This window comes from Flagellimonas eckloniae, from assembly GCF_001413955.1.
In the GTDB taxonomy this organism is placed as follows: domain Bacteria; phylum Bacteroidota; class Bacteroidia; order Flavobacteriales; family Flavobacteriaceae; genus Flagellimonas; species Flagellimonas eckloniae.
On sequence record NZ_LCTZ01000002.1, the window covers coordinates 1660922 to 1682161 of the forward strand.

The 21240-nt window shown below is 36.5% G+C and carries 22 protein-coding genes; 14 read left to right on the plus strand and 8 right to left on the minus strand.

All coding sequences use genetic code 11. The features are described 5' to 3' along the window. The first annotated feature begins 47 nt into the window (after positions 1 to 47). The gene (locus AAY42_RS07120; protein WP_055393697.1) at positions 48 to 473 is read left to right on the plus strand and encodes a LytR/AlgR family response regulator transcription factor; all 426 of its coding nucleotides are present in this window, start codon (positions 48 to 50) and stop codon (positions 471 to 473) included. Here the strand turns inward: AAY42_RS07120 and AAY42_RS07125 are convergent. From AAY42_RS07125 to AAY42_RS07150, 6 genes are all read right to left on the minus strand, one after another. Continuing rightward, positions 470 to 1150 carry a uracil-DNA glycosylase family protein gene (locus AAY42_RS07125; RefSeq protein ID WP_417935076.1) on the minus strand — a complete coding sequence of 227 codons (681 nt, stop codon included), beginning with the start codon at positions 1148 to 1150 and terminating at the stop codon, positions 470 to 472. The genes AAY42_RS07120 and AAY42_RS07125 overlap by 4 nt on opposite strands. Next, complete coding sequence (locus tag AAY42_RS07130) at positions 1147 to 2895, minus strand: RagB/SusD family nutrient uptake outer membrane protein (RefSeq protein ID WP_055393699.1); 1749 nt, start codon at positions 2893 to 2895, stop codon at positions 1147 to 1149. Before AAY42_RS07130 ends, AAY42_RS07125 begins: the two co-directional genes overlap by 4 nt. A 140-nt stretch (positions 2896 to 3035) precedes the next feature. Further along, positions 3036 to 5582, minus strand: a complete 2547-nt coding sequence (locus AAY42_RS07135) for a phosphoenolpyruvate carboxylase (RefSeq protein ID WP_055393701.1) — start codon at positions 5580 to 5582, stop codon at positions 3036 to 3038. A 167-nt stretch (positions 5583 to 5749) separates the two neighbouring features. Further along, entirely contained in the window at positions 5750 to 6511 is a 762-nt protein-coding gene (yaaA, locus tag AAY42_RS07140) for a peroxide stress protein YaaA (protein ID WP_055393702.1), read from the minus strand. A gap of 88 nt (positions 6512 to 6599) precedes the next feature. Beyond that, the gene (locus AAY42_RS07145) at positions 6600 to 7628 is read right to left on the minus strand and encodes an RluA family pseudouridine synthase (protein WP_055393705.1); all 1029 of its coding nucleotides are present in this window, start codon (positions 7626 to 7628) and stop codon (positions 6600 to 6602) included. 2 nt (positions 7629 to 7630) lie between these two features. Further along, a complete protein-coding gene (locus tag AAY42_RS07150; protein ID WP_055393707.1) occupies positions 7631 to 8218 on the minus strand; it encodes a PASTA domain-containing protein in 588 nt (195 codons plus the stop codon). Positions 8219 to 8297: 79 nt separating this feature from the next. Between AAY42_RS07150 and AAY42_RS07155 the strand changes: the two genes are divergently transcribed. The 5 genes from AAY42_RS07155 to AAY42_RS07175 all read left to right on the plus strand — a co-directional run bounded on the left by AAY42_RS07155 (position 8298) and on the right by AAY42_RS07175 (position 14043). Further along, positions 8298 to 9272 (plus strand): D-alanine--D-alanine ligase, encoded by a 975-nt coding sequence (locus tag AAY42_RS07155; RefSeq protein ID WP_055393709.1) that lies wholly within the window; start codon positions 8298 to 8300, stop codon positions 9270 to 9272. 32 nt (positions 9273 to 9304) lie between these two features. Beyond that, a complete protein-coding gene (coaD, locus tag AAY42_RS07160; protein ID WP_055393711.1) occupies positions 9305 to 9760 on the plus strand; it encodes a pantetheine-phosphate adenylyltransferase in 456 nt (151 codons plus the stop codon). Between the two features lie 204 nt (positions 9761 to 9964). Then, the gene (locus tag AAY42_RS07165) at positions 9965 to 11809 is read left to right on the plus strand and encodes a PAS domain-containing sensor histidine kinase (protein ID WP_055393713.1); all 1845 of its coding nucleotides are present in this window, start codon (positions 9965 to 9967) and stop codon (positions 11807 to 11809) included. Then, a complete protein-coding gene (locus AAY42_RS07170) occupies positions 11793 to 12197 on the plus strand; it encodes a response regulator (RefSeq protein WP_245625600.1) in 405 nt (134 codons plus the stop codon). Before AAY42_RS07165 ends, AAY42_RS07170 begins: the two co-directional genes overlap by 17 nt. Positions 12198 to 12267: 70 nt before the next feature. Then, positions 12268 to 14043, plus strand: a complete 1776-nt coding sequence (locus AAY42_RS07175; RefSeq protein ID WP_055393717.1) for a M14 family metallopeptidase — start codon at positions 12268 to 12270, stop codon at positions 14041 to 14043. Here AAY42_RS07175 and AAY42_RS07180 read toward each other — a convergent pair. After that, positions 14024 to 14632, minus strand: coding sequence for an NUDIX hydrolase (locus tag AAY42_RS07180; protein WP_055397762.1), 609 nt, complete (start codon positions 14630 to 14632; stop codon positions 14024 to 14026). The genes AAY42_RS07175 and AAY42_RS07180 overlap by 20 nt on opposite strands. Before the next feature lie 7 nt (positions 14633 to 14639). Between AAY42_RS07180 and pyrE the strand changes: the two genes are divergently transcribed. Both pyrE and AAY42_RS07190 read left to right on the plus strand, forming a co-directional pair. Further along, positions 14640 to 15278 carry an orotate phosphoribosyltransferase gene (gene pyrE / locus AAY42_RS07185; RefSeq protein WP_055393720.1) on the plus strand — a complete coding sequence of 213 codons (639 nt, stop codon included), beginning with the start codon at positions 14640 to 14642 and terminating at the stop codon, positions 15276 to 15278. A gap of 9 nt (positions 15279 to 15287) precedes the next feature. Further along, complete coding sequence (locus AAY42_RS07190; RefSeq protein ID WP_055393721.1) at positions 15288 to 15683, plus strand: hypothetical protein; 396 nt, start codon at positions 15288 to 15290, stop codon at positions 15681 to 15683. On the opposite strand, the gene AAY42_RS07195 is transcribed toward AAY42_RS07190, so the two are convergent. Then, the gene (locus AAY42_RS07195) at positions 15680 to 16423 is read right to left on the minus strand and encodes a biotin--[acetyl-CoA-carboxylase] ligase (protein WP_055393722.1); all 744 of its coding nucleotides are present in this window, start codon (positions 16421 to 16423) and stop codon (positions 15680 to 15682) included. The two genes, AAY42_RS07190 and AAY42_RS07195, sit on opposite strands and share 4 nt — an antisense overlap. A gap of 81 nt (positions 16424 to 16504) precedes the next feature. Here AAY42_RS07195 and rsfS point away from each other — a divergent pair, with 81 nt between their 5' ends. Genes rsfS through AAY42_RS07225 form a run of 6 tightly spaced genes read left to right on the plus strand, consistent with a single transcriptional unit; the run spans position 16505 to position 21210 of the window. Next, positions 16505 to 16882 carry a ribosome silencing factor gene (gene rsfS / locus AAY42_RS07200; RefSeq protein ID WP_055393724.1) on the plus strand — a complete coding sequence of 126 codons (378 nt, stop codon included), beginning with the start codon at positions 16505 to 16507 and terminating at the stop codon, positions 16880 to 16882. 5 nt (positions 16883 to 16887) lie between these two features. Continuing rightward, positions 16888 to 18831: an ATP-dependent zinc metalloprotease FtsH gene (ftsH, locus tag AAY42_RS07205; protein ID WP_055393726.1), complete on the plus strand. Its 1944-nt coding sequence runs from the start codon at positions 16888 to 16890 to the stop codon at positions 18829 to 18831. A 51-nt stretch (positions 18832 to 18882) separates the two neighbouring features. Next, positions 18883 to 19491 (plus strand): LUD domain-containing protein, encoded by a 609-nt coding sequence (locus tag AAY42_RS07210; protein WP_055393728.1) that lies wholly within the window; start codon positions 18883 to 18885, stop codon positions 19489 to 19491. Between the two features lie 4 nt (positions 19492 to 19495). Further along, positions 19496 to 20299 carry a phosphatidate cytidylyltransferase gene (locus AAY42_RS07215; protein ID WP_055393730.1) on the plus strand — a complete coding sequence of 268 codons (804 nt, stop codon included), beginning with the start codon at positions 19496 to 19498 and terminating at the stop codon, positions 20297 to 20299. After that, complete coding sequence (locus tag AAY42_RS07220) at positions 20289 to 20954, plus strand: phosphatidylserine decarboxylase family protein (protein WP_055393732.1); 666 nt, start codon at positions 20289 to 20291, stop codon at positions 20952 to 20954. The genes AAY42_RS07215 and AAY42_RS07220 overlap by 11 nt, the downstream gene beginning before the upstream one ends. Continuing rightward, positions 20947 to 21210: an acyl-CoA-binding protein gene (locus AAY42_RS07225; RefSeq protein WP_055393733.1), complete on the plus strand. Its 264-nt coding sequence runs from the start codon at positions 20947 to 20949 to the stop codon at positions 21208 to 21210. Before AAY42_RS07220 ends, AAY42_RS07225 begins: the two co-directional genes overlap by 8 nt. Positions 21211 to 21240 lie beyond the last annotated feature (30 nt).

Genomic DNA, 21240 nt, shown 5'->3' on the forward strand with positions numbered 1-21240 from the left:
GCATGTAGGTAAATATAACTTTGATGTAAATATTTAACCTACTTATTATGAGATACAAGACAATTGTAATAGATGATTCTTCCATACAAAGATTGGCAACCTCTACTTTGGTCAAGAACCACCCAAATCTTGAATTAGTTGGCTCCTACGCAAACCCTTATCAAGCCATAAAGGCAGTTTATGATCAAAAAGTTGACGTTGTTTTCCTTGATGTATTAATGGAAGATGTAACTGCATTTGAGCTATTGGACAGCATAGAAATCAACGCTGCGATTGTATTGAATTCAACTTGGGAAAATTTTGCTGAAAGAGCATTTGATTATGGAATCAATGATTTTTTGATGAAACCTATGCCCAAAAAGAGATTTGATATTGCAGTGGGAAAAATAATCCAACAAATTAAACGTAAAGAAGTAAAACAACCCAAAACCTTTACATTTTCTGAATTGCTTTCCAATTTTAATCTTAATTAGAAAAACTCACGATACTGTAGTACCCTAAAATCGAAAGTGCTGAATTTAGGGTTCTTGTTTTTAAGGTCTTTATAGGTCTGCAAGCTGCCAATTGCCCTGTTAGCGGCTCCCGAAGGTGCCGTTAAGGAGACTGTTTGCACCGTACGATTATTTATTTGAATCTTATGTATTCTAGGCACCTCACCAGAAACCACTTCCAGTTGTAATGCATGTTCCTTCAATTGCCTTCTAAAAAAATACTCAGGACCGTTTTTACTGTTTCCACCCGTGAACAAGATCGTATCTAAATTTGGATACTTCTTTAGGTACCCAATCAGATTTCTGAGTTTTACATTCTGCATTCCAAGATCGGAAGCATCAATTTTATCCCGTTCCGCACTAGCTACAATATCACAGATTCCTATTCTTCTTTGAATCAAGAACTTTTTACGTTGTTCGATTGCTTCAGATGTAGTTTCAAACACAAGGTCCAAATCAAAAATCTGGTCCAAAATTCGCCATAATTGTCCATCCCTACTCCCATAGCAAAAGTTTACATCGCCTTCTTTTAAATCCCCTGTAGTAAATCTAGGTGGTGGCAAGGTTCCCACAATTAGTTTTGTTGCCTCAGAAAAAAGAAAGGGTTTGTAGGGATGCACATGAAGAAAAGGCAAGTCACTCAAAACAATATTACTCAATATCCTGGGTTCTGTACAGTATTTGGACTCAGTAAAATTTCCGTTTGCGGAATTGGCCATATATATTCATGCAACTGAAAATCCTTGACGCGATCTGGATGTAATTCATTGAAGTTCGAAATTTCAACTTCCAAGGCTTGCATTCGTATCAAATCATCCTTTAATTGACCCTCAAAACAAAGTTCTAGTTTTCTTTCCTTTATAATAGCATTAAAAAATTCATTTTGACTCAATCCGGGTTGCAAATCATGATTCAAATCGCCAAATGCCCTCCTTCTGACCAAGTTCAGGGCGTCATAAGCTTTATTAGTCGGTCCATTTATGGCATTCTCTGCTTCAGCAATCAAAAGATAGATATCAGCCAATCTCAAATATGGATAATCAAAAGATTCCTCATTGATAACACTTGGTACAGTAGGATTTTTCACAAATTTGAACGGTCTCCAATTTGCAAGAAGATTTTCATCGGTTATCACACCATTCTGATATGAAAAAGTAGCTATGTTTTGATAAAACCTAGAATCCGCAGTACTTATTGGAAAGGCAACCGGTTCCGAAGGGATTTCTGAATTGTTAAAAAATTCACCTACAAAACCAGAAGACAGTAAAAATCGGTCATTTAAAGATATCCCTTTGGGGCCCCAGGGTACCCCATAATTTCCTGAATTGTCAAAATCGATGCTAAAAATCACTTCAGAATTTGTAATCTCGTTTTCTAGGTCAAAAACTTGAGTATAATCCTCTTCCAAAGTAAAACTTGCCACTACCTTTTCTAGTTCCTGCAAGGCCAAAACATACTTATCAGAATCCATTAAAGGAAAACCTGCCATTGTTATATATACCTTTCCCAACAGAGCTGTAGCAATCTCATTCGAAGCCCTATTGTTTGGCGAACTAGAAACCAAGTTCTCCTGGGCAAATTTAAGATCCTCCACTATTTGTTCATATACCGGAGCCCTACCTTGCTCATAAATTAGTGGGGCATCGAAATCTATTTTAGCAGTGGTGACCAACATTGGATTTCCATAGAGTTTTACCAAATTAAAATATAAAAGTGCCCTTAAAAAACGGAATTCAGCTTCGGCAGTCAAGGGATCAGTGTTGTTGTCTGTCACAAAATCATTTTCATATATACTGTCCAACCCCAAATTTGTTAGTCTAATAATCTTGTAATGTTCAGCCCAAACATCAGTAATTACGGAATTCGCAGGACTAAAATCATAACTATCCAACTCCCCATATATACCCAATGAATTTTGATTCAAAAATATGGTCTCCATTCCAATATCTCCCCAATAATGTGAATATCCAGTAGCATCAAATAGAAAATTTCCCTTTAAACTTTCATAGGTAGCAGACAATAAAACATCAATATCCAAGGGGTCCATTGAAATTGGAGTAGGACCAACTACGACCTCAACCATTGTAGTTTGGCCATCATTTACCTCAGCAGAAACCATGATACCTTCATCCAAAAAAGAAGGTTCCACTATAATTTGATATGTGCCAATCTCGATATTATCAAAAATAGCTTTTCCCAAATCATTGGTAATTATTTCTTCGGTTTCTGGGATGGTTGAAATGAAAATATCCGAAACTAATTCTCCGCCTTCGAAAATTGTGACAACTTCAAGTGTTCCCACTTCAACCTCCTGTTCCTCCTCAGGCGGGACAGAATCTCCATTAGAGCATGAAACCTGAAGCAAAGCAAAACAAAGACAAAAAAAGAAAAGTACTTTCTTCATAAAGATTAAATATAGTCAATAACATATGTGGAAGATGATGTTAATGTTTTAAAACCATTCTCTTCACCAACATCATTCAAACGCATTTCTTCAATGCTTATTTTAAATATTACCATGCACCTAAGATTGGGTAAGAATCTCTATGCCGAATTTCGACTCGCATTAATATTCCCATACAATGACCTTGTAACTATCTTTTCATACAATTCTTTGTATTCCGAATTTTGCGTAATATGATACAAAGCATTTTGCTGAATGACCAATAAGGGCAGAACGATTTTTTCCCGAATCTTTACGGATTCTCGAGATACAGCTTCGTCTTCCATTAAAATTTTGAGTCCAGAAATCTGCAAAAGCATTTTTTTGGACAGTTGGTACTCCTCATGAAGTATATTCCAAAACTCCCCAAACTCAGGATCATCTTTCATATAGCTGGTCAAATCAAAATTGGTTTTTGCCAAAGACATCATACTATTTAGCATTAAAGCCTTGAAGAATGGCACTTCTTTGTATAGTTTTTTAACCTCATTCAACCGACCTTCATCTTTTAGTTTTTGCATGGCAGAACCCATACCAAAATAGCCCGGCACATTCTGTTTTAACTGGCTCCAAGAACCCACGAAAGAAATAGCACGCAAATCTGAAAGTTCCAATTGTTTTTTGTTTCCACGTTTTCCGGGCCTACTACCAATATTGGCCTTTGTATAATATTTTAAAGTACTGCGGTGCTCCAAATAGGGTATGAACTTTTCGTGCTGTTTTAGCGCATCGTATTTATTAAAGCTTAATTCCGAAAGTTCTTCTATCAGTTTTCGCTGTCCTGTTGAGATTACATGCTCCTTTCCAAACAGGTTGTTGCTAAGCCCGGCGGTAAGCAACTGTTCAGAATTGTGAATAAACTGTTCCTTGGTTCCATAGGTACTGGTAATGGTCTGACCTTGAATGGTCATCTGAATTTCGTGATTGGCCACATCTTTGGTCTGAGCGGCATAAAAACGATGGGTCTTTCCTCCTCCTCTTGCCGGAGGTCCTCCCCTACCATCAAAAAATATAGCTTTGATTCCGTTTTTCTTACACACCTTACTTAAAGTTTCCTTTGTTTTTAAGATAGACCAATTTGCTTTTAAATAGCCACCATCCTTGGTCCCATCTGAAAAGCCAAGCATTATGGTGTGAATGTCCTTTCTTCGCTCTAAATGCTTACGATATAAAGCGGTATCAAACAAGGTTTGCATAACTTCTTCAGCGGCTTCCATCCCTTTCATGGTCTCAAACAAGGGGATAATATCAAAAGTAATATCATACACATTCCAACCACACCATCTAAATAGCCCAAAAACAAAAAGAACGGAATAGATATCCTCAGAATTACTAATGATGTATCTGTTGCAGCCCTCCTCACCATTCTTGGCCTGAATTTCTTTTAATTGTTGAATATTGGTAATTGTATCTTTTACAATTTCCTCTTCAAAATCAGCTGGATTTAGTTGCAAGTCTTTATCCAACAACCATTTTTGTAGCTTTTTATCATCTAGTTCATCAATGGTTTCCTTTATTGCCCCCTGCTGTTTTAAAATGGTTTCAACCACCAATTTATGTTTGCTGTGATCCTGTCTAACATCGAGAGTAGCAAAGTGGGTCTTAAAAATGTGAACTTTATTGATAAAGTGATCCAAATCATCCAAATGCAATCCGTGGTATTCATTTACTAATATGTTACGGATCTCACTTAGCTTATCAATAATTTCTGGATAGCCTACAATAATCTTTGCATTGAACATTGCTTTGTAGAGTTCTCCACTCAGCGCGTTCAAGTCACCTTGCAGATTCTTGAATGTTAATTTTTTACGCAATGATTTAAGCTCATTGTAATAACATTTCATAAGGTTGAGACGAAGTTCATCTGCAACCTGTCCGGTAATTTTGGCTGTAACAAAAGGGTTTCCATCCCGGTCTCCTCCGGGCCAAAAACCCAGCTTTAGAATATTGTAGTTGCAAAAATCCTCAGCGCTTACATTGCGTTTTACGTACTGAAACAATTCCCCGATTGCATCATAATAAGTATGTCGTAAAATATAAATGATATTCTTTGCCTCATCCAAAGGAGTAGGCTTTTTGGCATTTATCAACGATGTCAATCCTAACTGCTGTAGGGTAACATCAATTTTATTGACCTCGTTCTCATCGATCAATGATTGCATGTTGGAAATAATATCCAATACTGCGGGTGTATAAAATTGTGTAGGGTGTGCCGTAAGCACAATTCTTGCACTAAAAGTTGATAATTGTTTCGCTATTTTATCCCAATTCTTGTTCTTATCCACAAGCTTGAAATAGTCTTTTATGGAAAGTGAATTGCTGTATTGCTGTAATTTAGAAAAGGCAGAATCCTCAACACTATCATACAAAACCACCTGACGTTCAACATATTGTATTATCTTAAACATGAAGTCTAATCGTTCACGTTCATCTTTAATATCTACAAAATTTGAAAAGAAGGTTTCTAGAATTTCTTGTGGAGTTTTACCTTCTTTTAGTCCTTTCTCGCATTGATCCAATAAAAGCGGTATCAACATTCCAACATTTTCAATGTTCCTATACGGGAGGTTCATGAACAAACTGTTATAAATGTTGAATTTATTGGTAACCGATTTTTTAAATTCTTCTAAACGTTTGGATTGCTGCATGGATAATCGGTATTATTTCGTTAGTATTTAAATGAATTCAAAGATCGTGATAAAACCCAAATTTAGAAGGTAAATTTAGCTACATAACAAGTTTGGAAAAAGAAACCCACAAACTTAACACCTAGTGAGGTCTTTATTTGAGAATACCCTACCAAATTGGTGATTGCCTAGCGTATAAAAACAGGCTGGTCTTCCCTCAATGTGTGTTCCGCACTGAATACATAGCCATCATAATTGAAACCTTTAATGTCTTCGATGGTTTTTGCATCAGTGTCCAAAATATATCGAACCATTGATCCCCTTGCTTTTTTTGCAAAAAAGCTGATAACCTTTAGTTTGTCGTTCTTCCAATCCTTAAAAATTGGAGTTATGGTAGGTACTCTTAATTGCTTCTCATCAATGGCTCCAAAATATTCATTGCTAGCCAAATTGATGAATAGTTCACCCTCTTCCAACTCTTCGTTCAAATGAGCGGTCAATTGTTTTTTCCAAAACTCATAAAGATTCTTTTTACGGGCCACCTTTAATTGGGTTCCCATTTCCAAACGATACGGTTGAATCAAATCCAATGGTTTCAAAATTCCATAAAGACCGGATAAGATGCGAAGCGTATCTTGGAGTAGATCTAACTTGTTTTCAGGAATCGTGTATGCATCCAAACCCTGGTATACATCCCCATTAAATGAAAATACGGCGGGTCTTGAGTTTTCCGGAGTAAAAGGTGTTGAAAATTGCTGGTTTCTTTGCCAATTAAGCTCTGCCAAATTATCAGATATAGACATTAGCTTGGACAATGCCTTTGGCTTTTTCTTTACCAAAATACCATTCAACTTTTCAGATTGCTCCAAAAATCGTGGCTGACTATATCTTGATGTTGGTAATTCCGTTTCAAAATCAAGTGATTTGGCAGGAGAAATAACAATTTTCATTTTGTTCAATTTTAAGTAAAAATAAAGATGAAAACTGACTTTTACACATTATTGGCAACGGTGTTTTCAATCTTGAAATTGAAAAAAACTATTGTTCGCTGTGCTTGGCATAGTTTCGCCATTTTTCAATACAGTTTGCCATATCTTCCGGCACTTCGGAATCAAACCGCATAAACTCTCCTGTTTCCGGATGTTCAAAACCTAAGGTTTTGGCATGTAGTGCCTGTCTAGGTAATATTTTAAAGGCATTTTCCACAAACTGCTTGTATTTGGTAAAAGTGGTTCCTTTTAAAATCTTGTCTCCACCATATCGCTCGTCATTAAACAAAGTATGTCCTATATACTTCATATGCACACGGATTTGATGTGTTCTTCCCGTTTCCAATTTGCAGGACACCAAAGTGATATAACCCAATCGTTCAATAACTTTATAATGAGTAACCGCTTCCTTACCTTGATCTGCTTCTGGAAAAACCACCATTTGCAATCGATTCTTTGGGTTTCGGGCAATATGTCCTTCAACGGTTCCTTTATCCTCCGCCACATTTCCCCAGACCAAGGCCAAATATTCACGCTCACTGCTCTTGTCAAAAAATTGTTTTGCCAAATGCGTCATCGCTTTTTCCGTCTTTGCAATAACAAGGAGTCCAGATGTATCCTTATCTATCCTGTGCACCAGTCCAGGGCGTTCTGAACTATTGTTGGGCAAATTGTCAAAATGGTGTACCAATGCATTGATCAATGTGCCGGAATAATTTCCATGTCCCGGGTGCACTACCATTCCAGCTGGTTTGTTAACCACCAAAAGTGTGTCGTCTTCATAAACAATGTCCAATGGAATATTCTCAGGGGTCAATAAAAACTCATACGGTGGATGCTCAAACATTACTTTGACCTCATCACCAGCCTTTACTTTGTAATTTTGTTTTACTACAAGCTCGTTGACCCAAATATTTCCTTGTTTGGCAGCTTGTTGAATTTTATTTCTGGTCGCATTTTCAATAAAATTCATCAAAAACTTATCAACCCTCAAAGGTTCCTGTCCTTTGGAAGCAATAAATTTATGATGTTCAAAAAGTTCTTCTTGTGAAAGATCGGAGTTCTCGGAAGCATCCATATTTAATTGGATTCTGCCTGTATACGTGCGCTTCCCGGAATAGTACCATTACCACACACTAATTCTATTTTTGAAGTTTTGGGTAGCTTATCTCCAGGTTTTAAAAACTTCCCCTTGTATTTCATTCTGTAAACCATATTCTTTCCCAACTCGTCAATATAGGTTACACGCTGTACATCCAACCCCACGGCCCGTAACATAGATGTTGCGTTTCGTTGGGTAACTTGGATAATATTCGGTACCGTCACTTTTTTGTAACCAGAAGGGTTAACAGTGAAATAAATCTTACGATTTGCCTTTACTTTATTTCCCGCCGCCGGATCTTGCTCCAAGATTGAAAAACGCGGGTATTCTGGGTTATAGTTTGAAGAATCCAACACTTGATAACGCAATCCTGCATTTTCTACTGTCTCTCTCATTTCCATCACGGACATCTTTGAAAAATCAGGGACTTCAACAAACTCACCATGATTTGTGGTTTTCTTTAACCATTGAAGCGTTAAAAAACACAGCACTACGACCGCCACAAGGGCCAGACCCAATTGAATCAAAAAAACCTTACTTTTTAGAAAGCTCAAAAAATGTTTCATGTAATACGCCTTATCTGAACAAATATAGGAAAGACAGTCCTTTTTTCTTTACTTTGACAAAGTGATATTCGATGACCCGATGAAAAAAAACATCGCCATCATTATGGGTGGCTATTCCAGTGAGCGTGAAATTTCGATAAAAAGCGGTAATGTGGTTTATCAATACTTGGATAAAACTAAATATAATGCGTATCGTATCATAATTTCAACCGAGAAATGGATTTACCTTGATGATGACAATGAGGAATTTCCAATTGACAAGGCTGACTTTAGTGCTGTTTTACCTGATGGAAAGATTAGTTTTGATTGTGTTTTTAATGCCATTCATGGCACTCCAGGTGAGGATGGGTTGCTTCAGGCCTATTTTGAATTGTTGAATATACCACAGACTTCTTGCAACCATTATCAGGCCGCCCTTACTTTTAACAAAAGGGATTTGTTGAGTACGCTTAAGCCCTATGGCGTACAATGTGCTACATCGTTTCATTTAAATTTAGGTGAAACTATTGATGAAGCTGCCATTCTGGACAAAGTGGGACTCCCCTGTTTTGTAAAAGCAAATAGGGCCGGTAGCAGTTATGGAATTTCAAAAGTTCACAAAAGAGAGGATTTAAGTGATGCTATAGCGAATGCTTTTTCTGAAGATAGCGAGGTAATTATAGAATCATTTTTAGACGGAACCGAAGTTTCTGTCGGTGTCATTACTTACAATAATGAAATAACAGTGCTTCCGATTACAGAAATAGTTACAGAAAATGATTTTTTTGATTATGAGGCAAAATATCTAGGAAAGTCCCAAGAAATAACCCCTGCTAGAATTTCCAAAATCCAAGAAGAGAATGTAACTAAGTGGGCAAAATACATTTATAAAACACTTGGTTTAAAGGGGTATACGCGCAGTGAGTTCATTTTCATTGGCAATGACCCACATCTTCTTGAAGTAAACACAACTCCGGGACTTACAGAGGAGAGCATCTTACCGCAACAAGCAAATGCAGCTGGAATATCGTTGGAACAACTATTTGGAAGCGCTGTTGAAGAGGCATTGCGATAGAAAATCAGTATTTTTAAACAAACTTTCCAACCATGAGACGTGCTATTTTTCCAGGTTCATTTGATCCGCTTACCTTAGGCCACTTTGATGTTATCAAAAGAGGAATAAACCTATTTGATGAATTATTTATTGCTATTGGGATAAATGCGGAAAAAAAATACATGTTCTCCTTGGAAGAGCGCACCAAGTTCATTGAAGAAGCCTTTATGGACGAGCCCAAAATAAAAGTGGTTACTTATGAAGGTATGACTGTGGATTTTTGCAAAAAAATTGATGCCAATTTTATATTGCGAGGTTTAAGAAATCCTGCAGATTTTGAATTTGAAAAAGCCATTGCCCACACAAACAGAAAACTTTCTGAAATTGAAACGGTCTTTTTATTGACTTCTTCCGGAAAATCGTATATCAGCTCTTCCATTGTTAGGGATGTGATTAGAAACGGGGGAGATTACACTGGTCTTGTTCCCGATACTGTTGTGGTGAAATAGCAGTCTCCATTTATTTTTCAAACCTCAATCTTAGTCCAAAATTTTCTTCAAAAGGCATTAAACCTTCCCCCTTTACTCTAACATTTATGGTAGAAACAACAGATTTCGACCCGTTCACAACAATTTGTGAATTCTAGGGGATAATACTAATATTTTAGTAAGAAAATTCTGATATTTGATTAACCCCCAAATCAAGCTTACACATTGAAATCTATTGAAACTGTTCCCCAAAACTATATTCTTAAACAACTTCCAAAGGCAACCGCCTTTGTTGATAAAAACTATTCTATAGTAGATGCTTCAGACTCTTGGTTGCACCTTTTTAATTTCAAATGGGAGGAGTTGTCAGGAAAAAGCATTCTAAATGTTTTTACTGACCACGAACAACTCACCAAAACAAAACTGAAAGAATATTTAGACTCAAATAAGAGGAAAAAAATTCAACATGTAAAGGTCACCAAGGAAGATGAAACATGGTACGAAAGTATTTTAACACCTTGGTTTGATGAAAAAGAAAACGTAGTAGGTACTATTTTACAATCGGAGAATATAAGCAAACGAATAGAAAAAGAACTTGAGTTAAAGAGGACTAAAATTCTGCTAAAAGCTAAATCCGAAGTTGCCAAAGTAGGCAGTTGGGAGTACGATTTAATTTCACAAAAACTCAGTTGGTCCGAGCAAACCAAAAAAATACATGAAGTTCCAAAATCTTTTGTGCCAACGGTAAGTCAAGGTATAGAGTTTTATAAACAAGGTTACAGCAGAAATAAAGTTTCAATGCTTTTCCATAGAATATTGGAAGATGGCACACCTTATAATCAACGTTTAATATTAATAACAGCAAAGGGTGAAGAAAAATGGGTAGAAGCAGGTGGAAAAGCGATGAAGAAAAATGGTAAAATCGTTAAAATTATAGGAACTTTCCAAGATATCAATGATCAGGTCATTGCTGAGAAAAAAACAAAAGAAAGTGAACAATTACTAAGTACCTTGATCGATAATCTTCCCATAAATGTCTATATCAAAGACAAGGAGTCTCGAAAAATATTGGTAAACAAAACCGAATGTGACTACATAGGAACAACTGCCAAGAACATCATAGGAAAATCAGATTTTGACCTTTACGACAAGAAAATTGCCCAAATTTCAAGAGATGAGGACCTTGAGGTAATGCGGTCGCTTAAACCTATGGTAGGTGTGGAAACCATTAACATTAAAAAAGATGGTAGCTCTACCAATTTCTTGACCTCTAAAATACCTCTTATCAATTCCAATGGAGAAGCATATGGCCTTATAGGTATGAGCATGGACATTACCCATATAAAGGAAAAGGAAGATGAGTTACGAAATCTTATAAATATTACTGCAATCCAAAATAAAAAACTAACAAATTTTGCACATATTGTTTCCCATAATTTAAGGTCGCATACTGCCAACTTTTCCATGCTTCTGGATTTTCTTATTCATGAAAAAGAAGAAAAAGAGAAAGATCGAATCATGACAATGTTGACTCATGCTTCAGATAATCTATTGGACACTTTAGAAAACTTAAATGACGTTGTGGCCATAAGTACAAATGTCAACATTGATAAAAAACCCTTAAACCTTAAAGAAAATATTCTTAAGGTACAACAAAACCTTGCTGCCTTCCTGGAAAAAAATAAAGTTGAGTTTGTAAACCATGTTCCAAATAAACTATCTGTTTTGAGTGTTCCTGCCTATCTGGAAAGTATTATACTTAATTTGGTTACCAACGCTGTAAAATATCGTAGTCCAAAACGAAATCCCCTAATTACATTAAGAGCAAAAAAACAGGACAATAGTGTTGTATTAAGTGTTGAAGATAATGGATTGGGGATAGATTTAAACAAGTATGGAGGTAAAATCTTTGGAATGTACAAAACCTTTCATAACAAAAAAGATGCTAGGGGTCTTGGGCTATATATTATTAAAAACCAGATAGAGGCCATGGGCGGCAGCATAACTATTAATAGCGAAGTGGGCAAGGGCACTACGTTTAATGTCTATTTTAATGAAGAAAATAAATAGTCTATATATCATTGATGATGACCCAATTGCAATCTTTGGCATAAAAAAAATGCTTAAGCTAAAAGTAGAATGCAATGATATCAAAGCATTTGAAAATGGGAAAATGGCTTTGGATGACCTAAAGGGAAGAATAGAATATGGAGACGGAATACCTGAAGTAATATTTTTAGATATAAATATGCCAATTATGGATGGCTGGGAGTTCTTGGAAGAATTGCTAAACCTAAACATTGAGGAGAAGGTTATCATCAATGTAATTACCTCTTCAATTGATCCATCAGATTATCAAAAATGGAATCATTTCAGGCTCAACTCCATTCATCATCTAAATTTTAGAAACAAACCTATCTATAAAATTGAAGCGACAGATGTCAATTTGGCATCATAAATACTTAATTCGCTATTTTTGCTGATAAGAGTTTTCCTTTTAGTGAATTTTCAACTAACATTAAACAACATTGAAGCACTTACTTTTTTTGATATTAATGTTGCTTTACCTATCCTGTGAGACTCAAACAGAAGATAAGGCTTCCTCATATCAAACATTTTATGAAACCGCGGATGGCAAAGAGACTGCCACTTACCAAGAAACCATTGATTTTTACATAAGACTTGCCAAAGATTTTCCGGAAATCAATATCCAGACCATTGGAGAGACGGATAGTGGTTACCCGCTTCACATAGTGACATTCAATCCCGATGGAGATTTTAATTTTGAACATGTAAGACAAGAAAAAGCAATTGTACTGATTAACAATGGCATTCACCCAGGTGAGAGTGATGGCATTGATGCCACAATGCTACTATATCGGGATTTGGCCACCAAAAAAATACTCCACCCCGAAAATACTATTTTGGCTACCATCCCCATTTATAATATTGGTGGTGCCTTGAATAGGAACTCAACTACAAGGGCAAATCAAAATGGCCCTTTGGAATACGGTTTTAGGGGAAATGCATTGAATTATGACCTGAATCGGGATTTCATAAAAATGGACTCCAAAAACGCAAAAACCTTTACACAAATCTTTCATTTGATAAAGCCTGATGTTTTTATTGACAACCACGTAAGCAACGGAGCCGATTATCAATATACTTTAACCCATTTGTTTACACAGCACAATAAATTAGGTGGAAAACTCGGCAACTATCTTCATAAGGAATTTATGCCCAAAATGGAAAAATCATTGCAGGATAAGGATTGGGACATAACCCCATATGTGAATGTTTTTAATAGACCTCCTGAATTGGGTTTTAAACAATTTATGGACCACCCAAGATATTCAACCGGTTACACAACACTTTGGGGCACATTGGGATTAATGGTTGAAACACATATGCTAAAACCGTATAAGAAAAGAGTAAGAGGCACATATGCTCTTATGGAAAGCATGATTAACATTGTTGAAAAAGAACATTCCAACTTAAAAAAACTACGAAAAGAAACATTAAATCAATATTCCGAATTATCGCAGTATTACTTTAATTGGCAGGTGGATACAACCCGAACCTCAAAACTAAATTTTAAAGGGTTTGAAGCTAATCTAATTTCTAGTGAGGTAACTGGGCTTTCCAGATTAAAATACGACAGAGAGAAGCCCTTTACAAAAGAAGTTGTGTACCATAATTATTTTTTTCCGGCAGATACCATTGCGGTCCCGGCCGCATATGTCATAAAGCAAAGCTGGCAAAATATAATAGACAGGCTAAAAGCAAACCATATTCAATATTTTGAGATAGAAGAGGATACGGTCTTTGGAGTTGCGTCCTACAAAATATTGGACTATAACACCAGAAAAGACCCCTATGAAGGACATTATCCTCATTTCTATACAAGAGTTGAACAAACTGAATTAAAGGTTGCGTTTAGACCAGGTGATGTTGTGGTACCAACCAATCAATATGGAATTCGATATATATTGGAAACCCTGGAACCCCAAGCAGAAGATTCTTTCTTCAATTGGAATTTCTTTGATACCGTACTTCAACAAAAAGAAGGGTTTTCACCTTATGTTTTTGAGGATGTTGCATATGATATGCTTAAAAACGATTCAATACTTCGAAATAACTTCATCGCCAAAAAAGAGTTTGATCCTGATTTTTCAGCAGACTGGTATGCCCAATTGGATTGGATCTATCAACGTTCCAAGCATAGGGAAGAATCCTATCTTAGATATCCTATATATAGAATTGAAAAGGGAAGCAAAGCGGAGGCTATTGTTGATCAGAAATAGGTCTATTTTCAAACAAAATTCTAATATTGAAATAGGAGTTTTCCAAAGCCTTTTTAATTTTTTTGGGTCCCTTCCATTTCACCTTCATAATTCCTTCATCTTTTTGTCCTACAAGCTTTCCAGAATAGGTGGTATACATGGCAAACCAATGTACTTGTTTTAATCTGTACTCCCCATTCCTTTTAAAAACGTGATAAGTCGTGCGTAGAAACTTTTCAATCTGAAGGTCTCGAACACCTGTTTCTTCCTCAACCTCCCTTATCGCTGCTTTCTCAATAGATTCCCCTTTATCTACCTTGCCCTTTGGCAAATCCCATTTATCATTTCTATAAATAAACAAAACCTTTCCTTTAGGGTTGGTCACAAATCCTCCTCCAGCAACAACAACAGGGATTTTATGCATAAAGACATCCAGCATTTTCTCTTCATCGGGGTGATAAATGTATGCCTCAGACAGTCTTCCTTTTGCCAACGAATCTATAGCCATCAGTATAGAGTCACCATCCAATGAAAAGAGATTACCATTAGTATTGTCTTGGAGCTCATTTGTTAAAATCAGTAGAGACTCATTAACAAAAACTTTATACATTTGCGCAATGGTTTTAAACAAGGACACTGCCAAAAAAACAGCCGAACTTCTATTACAAATTAATGCAATTAAGTTGGAACCCGAAAATCCTTTTACATGGGCTTCTGGTTGGAAATCTCCTATTTATTGTGACAACAGAGTTATGCTTTCCTATCCCGAAATACGAAATTTTGTTCGGGAGGAAATGGCAAAACAAGTAGAAACCCTATATGGAAAACCAGATGTTATCGCAGGGGTTGCTACAGGCGCCATAGGAATTGGAATTTTGGTAGCAGAAGCATTAGGACTCCCTTTTATTTATGTTAGGCCAGAACCGAAGTCCCATGGAAGACAAAACCAGATTGAAGGATATTTGGAATCAGGACAAAATGTTGTTGTTATTGAAGATTTAATAAGCACAGGTAAGAGCAGTTTAAATGCGGTTAAAGCCTTAAAGGCCCAACAGGCTAATGTAAAGGGGATGATAGCTATTTTCACTTATGGATTTTCAGTTGCATCGGATAATTTCACCAAGGAAAATATAGAGTTACATACGCTGTCTGACTATGACCACCTAATTGAACAAGCCTCTGAAACAAACTATATAAAAGAATCACATCTACAAACCCTATTGCAATGGAAGTCAAATCCAAAGCAATGGAAATAAATCTATACCATGCATATTGAAATCCCAGAAAAGAAAGTTGCCAAAAGTGATAAAGTAGTATTTGATTTCTTGACTGACATCAAAAACTTTAAAATCCTTATGCCGGATAATATAGACAAGTTTGAGGTTTTGGATGAAAAAACATTCAGGTTTGCTTTAAAAGGTATGCCAGAACTTGTGCTACGATTAAAGGAGCAGTTTGCGCATGAAAAAGTAGTTTTAGGTGCCGCAAGCGATAAATTACCCTTTACGCTTACCGCAAATATTAGCAATTTAGGAGCTGATGAAAGTAGTGTGGTCTTGAGTTTTGAAGGAGAATTCAATGCAATGATGGCCATGATGATTAAAACACCGATCACCAACTTCATGGAAACACTTTCCTCAAACATGGATAAAATAAGTTAATAGAGTAAGGTCACTTCCTTTAATCCATACTCTTTTAAAACCTTATCCTCAAGTTCTAGGATGAGTTTTCCTGAAGGTGAGACCTCACGGATAAAGCCCATAAAAACCTGGGTTTTCCCATCTTTAAAAGTTGAAGGCCTATCTTTTCGGAACAATTGTTCATGATATTCCGGCAACATTTGGGTCACAGTTTTTGCTTCGACACCTACAAATCGGGATTTTAACTTTTTCAAAATTTCCTGTAAAAGCTCATCCAAATAAAATTGTTTTCCAGTTAGGGATTTTAACGAAGCTACTTTTTGCAGGTTTTCAAATGAAATCTGGTTCACATTCAACCCAATTCCAATAATTGAATTTTGAATCAATTTACCTTTAAGGGTATTTTCAATTAAAATACCACACACTTTAGATGAACCTGACATAATGTCGTTGGGCCATTTCACCCTTAAATCAGGTATGCCCAGCTGCTTTAAAACATCAAAAACAGCCAAGGAAACACATATGTTTAGGTTAAATTGATGTGCGACTTGCAAAGACTCAAACTTTTTCAAAATACTAAAGGTCAAGTTCTTACCGTCATAAGACTGCCATTCGGTGCCCATTTGCCCCCTACCCTTACGTTGTTTTTTGGCAACAACCGTGGTATAATCTTCCAATTCCTGAGAAAGTAATAAACCCTTTAAATAGAGGTTTGTTGAGTCCGTGGCATCAAGTTTGATTATTTGTGTTAGTTCTCCCAAAGTGGTGCGTCCAATGTTATGTTAAAAACTAGGGCTAAGAAAACAAAAAAAATATAACTTTGTAGAAACTAAAATATTTGAATGCAGAAAACGAAAGCTAGCGCAGATGAACTGATTGCCTTAATATTACATGGAATTGAAGAAGTTAAGGGAGATGATATAAATCTTCTTGATCTTAGGGAGATTGAAAATACAGTTTGCGACTACTTTATTATCTGCAATGGTACTTCCAATACACATGTTAACGCAATTGTTTCATCTATTCAAAAAACCGTCAGCAAAGCCATACACGACAAACCTTGGCATGTTGAAGGTTCTGAAAATGCAGAATGGATTTTGATGGACTATGTAAATGTTGTTGTTCATGTATTTCAAAAACACATTAGGGAATTCTACGACATAGAGGGGCTTTGGGGTGACGCTAAAGTAACAATGGTGGAGAGCAGCTACAATTCTTAAAAAAAATGGCAAAAGACAACAACAATTCTAATACTCCTAAGAAACCTCGTTTTAGTTCTTGGTGGATTTACGGTGTGGTAATCGCATTAATTATCGGTTTTCAATTTTTTGGAGGGAATAGTTTCTCCAGCACAGAAAAAACCACGACCTCGGAACTACAAGAGTATTTAAGAAATGGAGACATTTCCGAAATCTTGATTATAACGAATGCAAGACAGGCAAAGGTATTCTTGACTGAAGAAGCACTTCAAAAAGATGTACACAAAAATGTTTCGGAGAAACCTTTTAATTTTTCTGCAGGAAAAATTCCACAGTACATTTTAGACTATGGGGACCTTCAAAATTTTGAGGACGAAATAAAAAGCATCAAAAAAGAAAACAATCTTGATACAATTGTTGATTTTGATACAGAATCAAACGTTTTAGGAGAGTTATTGCTCTCACTACTTCCATTTGCATTGATTATAGGTATTTGGATTTATCTGATGCGAAGAATGTCTGGTGGTGCCGGCGGTGGTGCTGGAGGTCAGATTTTCAATATAGGAAAGTCAAAAGCAAAACTCTTTGATGAAAAAACAGATACCAGAACTTCATTCAAAGATGTTGCAGGACTTGAAGGAGCAAAAGAAGAGGTTCAAGAAATTGTAGAATTCCTTAAGCACCCGGATAAATACACTTCTTTAGGAGGAAAAATACCCAAAGGAGCCTTATTAGTAGGACCTCCTGGAACCGGTAAAACCCTTTTGGCCAAAGCAGTGGCAGGAGAGGCTAAAGTTCCTTTTTTCTCGCTATCAGGCTCAGACTTTGTGGAAATGTTTGTTGGTGTAGGTGCTTCAAGGGTTCGTGACCTTTTTAAACAAGCAAAGGATAAATCCCCTGCAATTATTTTCATTGATGAAATCGATGCGATAGGTCGAGCAAGAGGGAAAAATAACTTCACAGGTTCCAATGATGAACGTGAAAACACACTGAATCAACTACTGACAGAAATGGACGGTTTTGGCACAAACACCAATGTTATTGTACTTGCCGCCACCAACCGCGCAGATGTATTGGACAAGGCATTGATGCGGGCAGGTCGTTTTGATCGTCAAATTTATGTTGACCTTCCGGACATAAGGGAAAGAAAAGAGATTTTTGAAGTTCACCTACGTCCCATAAAAACCGCAGAAACCCTCGATTTGGATTTTCTTGCCAAACAAACGCCTGGTTTCTCTGGAGCGGATATTGCAAATGTTTGTAACGAAGCGGCTTTAATTGCAGCCCGTAAGGAAAAGAAAGCGGTAAATAAGCAAGATTTCTTGGATGCTGTAGATCGAATTGTAGGAGGCCTTGAGAAGAAAAATAAAATAATAACTGTAGAAGAGAAAAAAACCATTGCATATCATGAAGCTGGTCATGCAACTGTAAGTTGGATGTTGGAGCATGCCGCACCCTTGGTAAAAGTAACCATTGTACCTAGGGGACAGTCTCTTGGCGCAGCTTGGTATTTACCGGAGGAACGCTTAATTGTCCGTCCAGAACAAATGCTGGATGAAATGTGTGCAACTATGGGAGGAAGAGCAGCGGAACGGGTTATTTTCGATAAAATATCCACAGGTGCATTAAGTGATTTGGAAAAGGTGACAAAACAAGCGAGGGCTATGGTTACCATTTACGGTCTTAATGAAGAGTTGGGGAATATTACATATTATGATTCCTCTGGAAACAATGAATATGGGTTCACTAAGCCTTATAGTGAGGAAACAGCCCAGAAAATTGACGAGGAAATATCAAAAATGATAGAGGAACAATATCAGCGGGCTATTAAACTGTTGGCTGACAATAAGGATAAACTAAAGGAGTTGGCAGATAGACTTTTAGAAAAAGAAGTTATCTTTAAGGATGATTTAGAAAAGATTTTTGGAAAAAGACCTTTCGAAAAAGAAGAATTGGAGCCAACCGAGTAGTCTATTCTTCTAGATTAATGTCAATTTAAATAAATGCCCTTGATACCATAAATGGGAGTTTTTGATAAGCTTTTTGGAGGTGGTAAAAAAGTTTCCAAGGAAACCGTGGAAACACGTGGGGATTATATGCCCAATTTAAAGATTCCCGTGGATGAAAAATTCACAATCTACTTCAAGAAAAATGGAGGCAAGTTCATTTATTGCGAAAATGAGCTCGAAGTTTCCGATGCATTACAAAGCATAATTTCTGAAAACGATTGGCAAAGTCATTTTTTTTATACACTTGACCAACGATTACAAAGTCGGTTTTCTTCTGAAAAAATTCAGTTTACCACAAACCGAAAAGAAAGCGATATTTTCTTTACTACCTGCGAGCATTTAGTGGCCCATAATGGCTCTATTTTAGTGTGTTCAAATCAAATCAAGGAAAAAAAACTTGATGAACTCCCCTCCAATCTAATTGTATTTGCCACGACAAGTCAGTTAGTAGATTCAATAAGTGAGGCTTTGAGAATCATTAAAGAAAAATATAAGAAAAATATTCCTAACAATATTACCACGCTCAAGCACTTTGAACCCACTCCAGAAAACAAAAATGATTTCCTTTCCTACGGAAGTGCTTCAAAAAATGTATATCTTTTACTGCTAGAAGACTACTAATGGCATGAAAGAAATTCTAAGGCGCTCTATTACAGGGGTTATCTATGTGGTGCTCCTAATGGGAACCGTTTTTTTAAACTCAGATGCTTTTGATTTTCTTTTTATGGCATTTGGACTCGCTTGTCTTTATGAATTTAAGAGGATTGTGCAGCTAAAGGGCTATTACATCTTTATTGCGTATTTGGCGCTTTGGTGGGCATTTATCTATTTAATCCATGACACCACCCTAATTACCATTCTAATGTTATTGACCATAACAGTGGATTTGGCATTGCTTGCTTTTTTGTTCACCAAAAAAAATGAAAAACTCACTGATTTTCAGAAATTTATTGTAGCTGTTTTTTATATAGGTGGGGGATGTATCTTTTTAACCATGATTCCCTACAAACAAAATAATTTTGCCAAGTTTTTAATAATGGGCATATTTATTTTAATCTGGGTAACCGATACTTTTGCCTATTTGGTTGGCAGAACTCTGGGTCGTACAAAACTTTATCCTGCAGTTTCTCCAAAAAAAACCATTGAAGGTTCTTTAGGAGGTCTTATTTTTGCATGGATAGCAGCATATATTTTATCAAAATATGAGCCTAGTCTAACCTTAAACGAATGGTTAATTCTTGCTACAGTTATTGTTATTGCAGGAGGTTTAGGCGATTTGTTGGAATCTAAATTTAAGCGTGCAGCCGGGGTAAAGGATAGTGGAGCCATATTACCAGGGCATGGTGGAATTTGGGATCGTTTGGATAGTCTTGTGTTTGCCGCACCATTTGCATATTTAGTTTTAAATATATTTTCCTATGTTTCATAAAGAGGGTCAAAAAATTATAATTGTCACTTTTCTTATTGTGGTTGCCATTTTATTTTCCGCTCAACATTTCATCAACATTGAGTGGCTGAGAATAGCTGTTCAAATTGCGGCCCTGATAGTATTGATTTTAATATTACAATTCTTTAGAAACCCAAAAAGACCCATCACCCCAAGTTTTAATGAAATACTTGCTCCGGTAGATGGTAAAGTTGTTGTTATTGAAGAGGTGGAAGAACCTGAATATTTCAAGGGCAAACGCCGACAAGTTTCCATATTTATGTCTCCTTTGAACGTCCATGTTACGCGCTATGCGGCCAGTGGTACGGTTACCTACTCAAAATATCATCCAGGAAAATATTTGGTGGCTTGGCACCCAAAATCAAGTACAGAAAATGAACGCACCACAGTTGTTCTCCACACTCCCAAATTTGGAGAAATTGGATACAGACAAATTGCGGGTGCACTAGCACGCCGCATCGTAAATTATGCGGAGGAAGGCGAACAAGTGACCCAAGGACAAGACGCTGGGTTTATTAAATTTGGTTCTAGAGTAGATTTGTTATTACCATTAGATTGTGATATTGCCGTAAAACTGGGCCAAAAAGTGGTTGGAGCCAAGACTTGCATTGCAGCTCTTAGAAAAAAGGATGACTAGTAAAGCATTACATAAAAAGTTTGAGGAGGCGGTAGCTTATGTAAACAGTTATAAAGAACCTCTTCCAGCTGATCTTTTGCTAAAACTGTACGCCTATTATAAAGTAGCAAACAGAAATTTTGGAAATCCTGGGAGTAAAACACCACTTATCAATGCTTTTAAGGCAAACGCCATGATTCAAGCGCAAAACATAAGCATTAAACAAGCTATGAAATCCTATGTAGAATTGGTTGATAAGGAAATCAAGAAATCCTAAGAAGTCAACTTTGCAATTGTATTCTTCTCT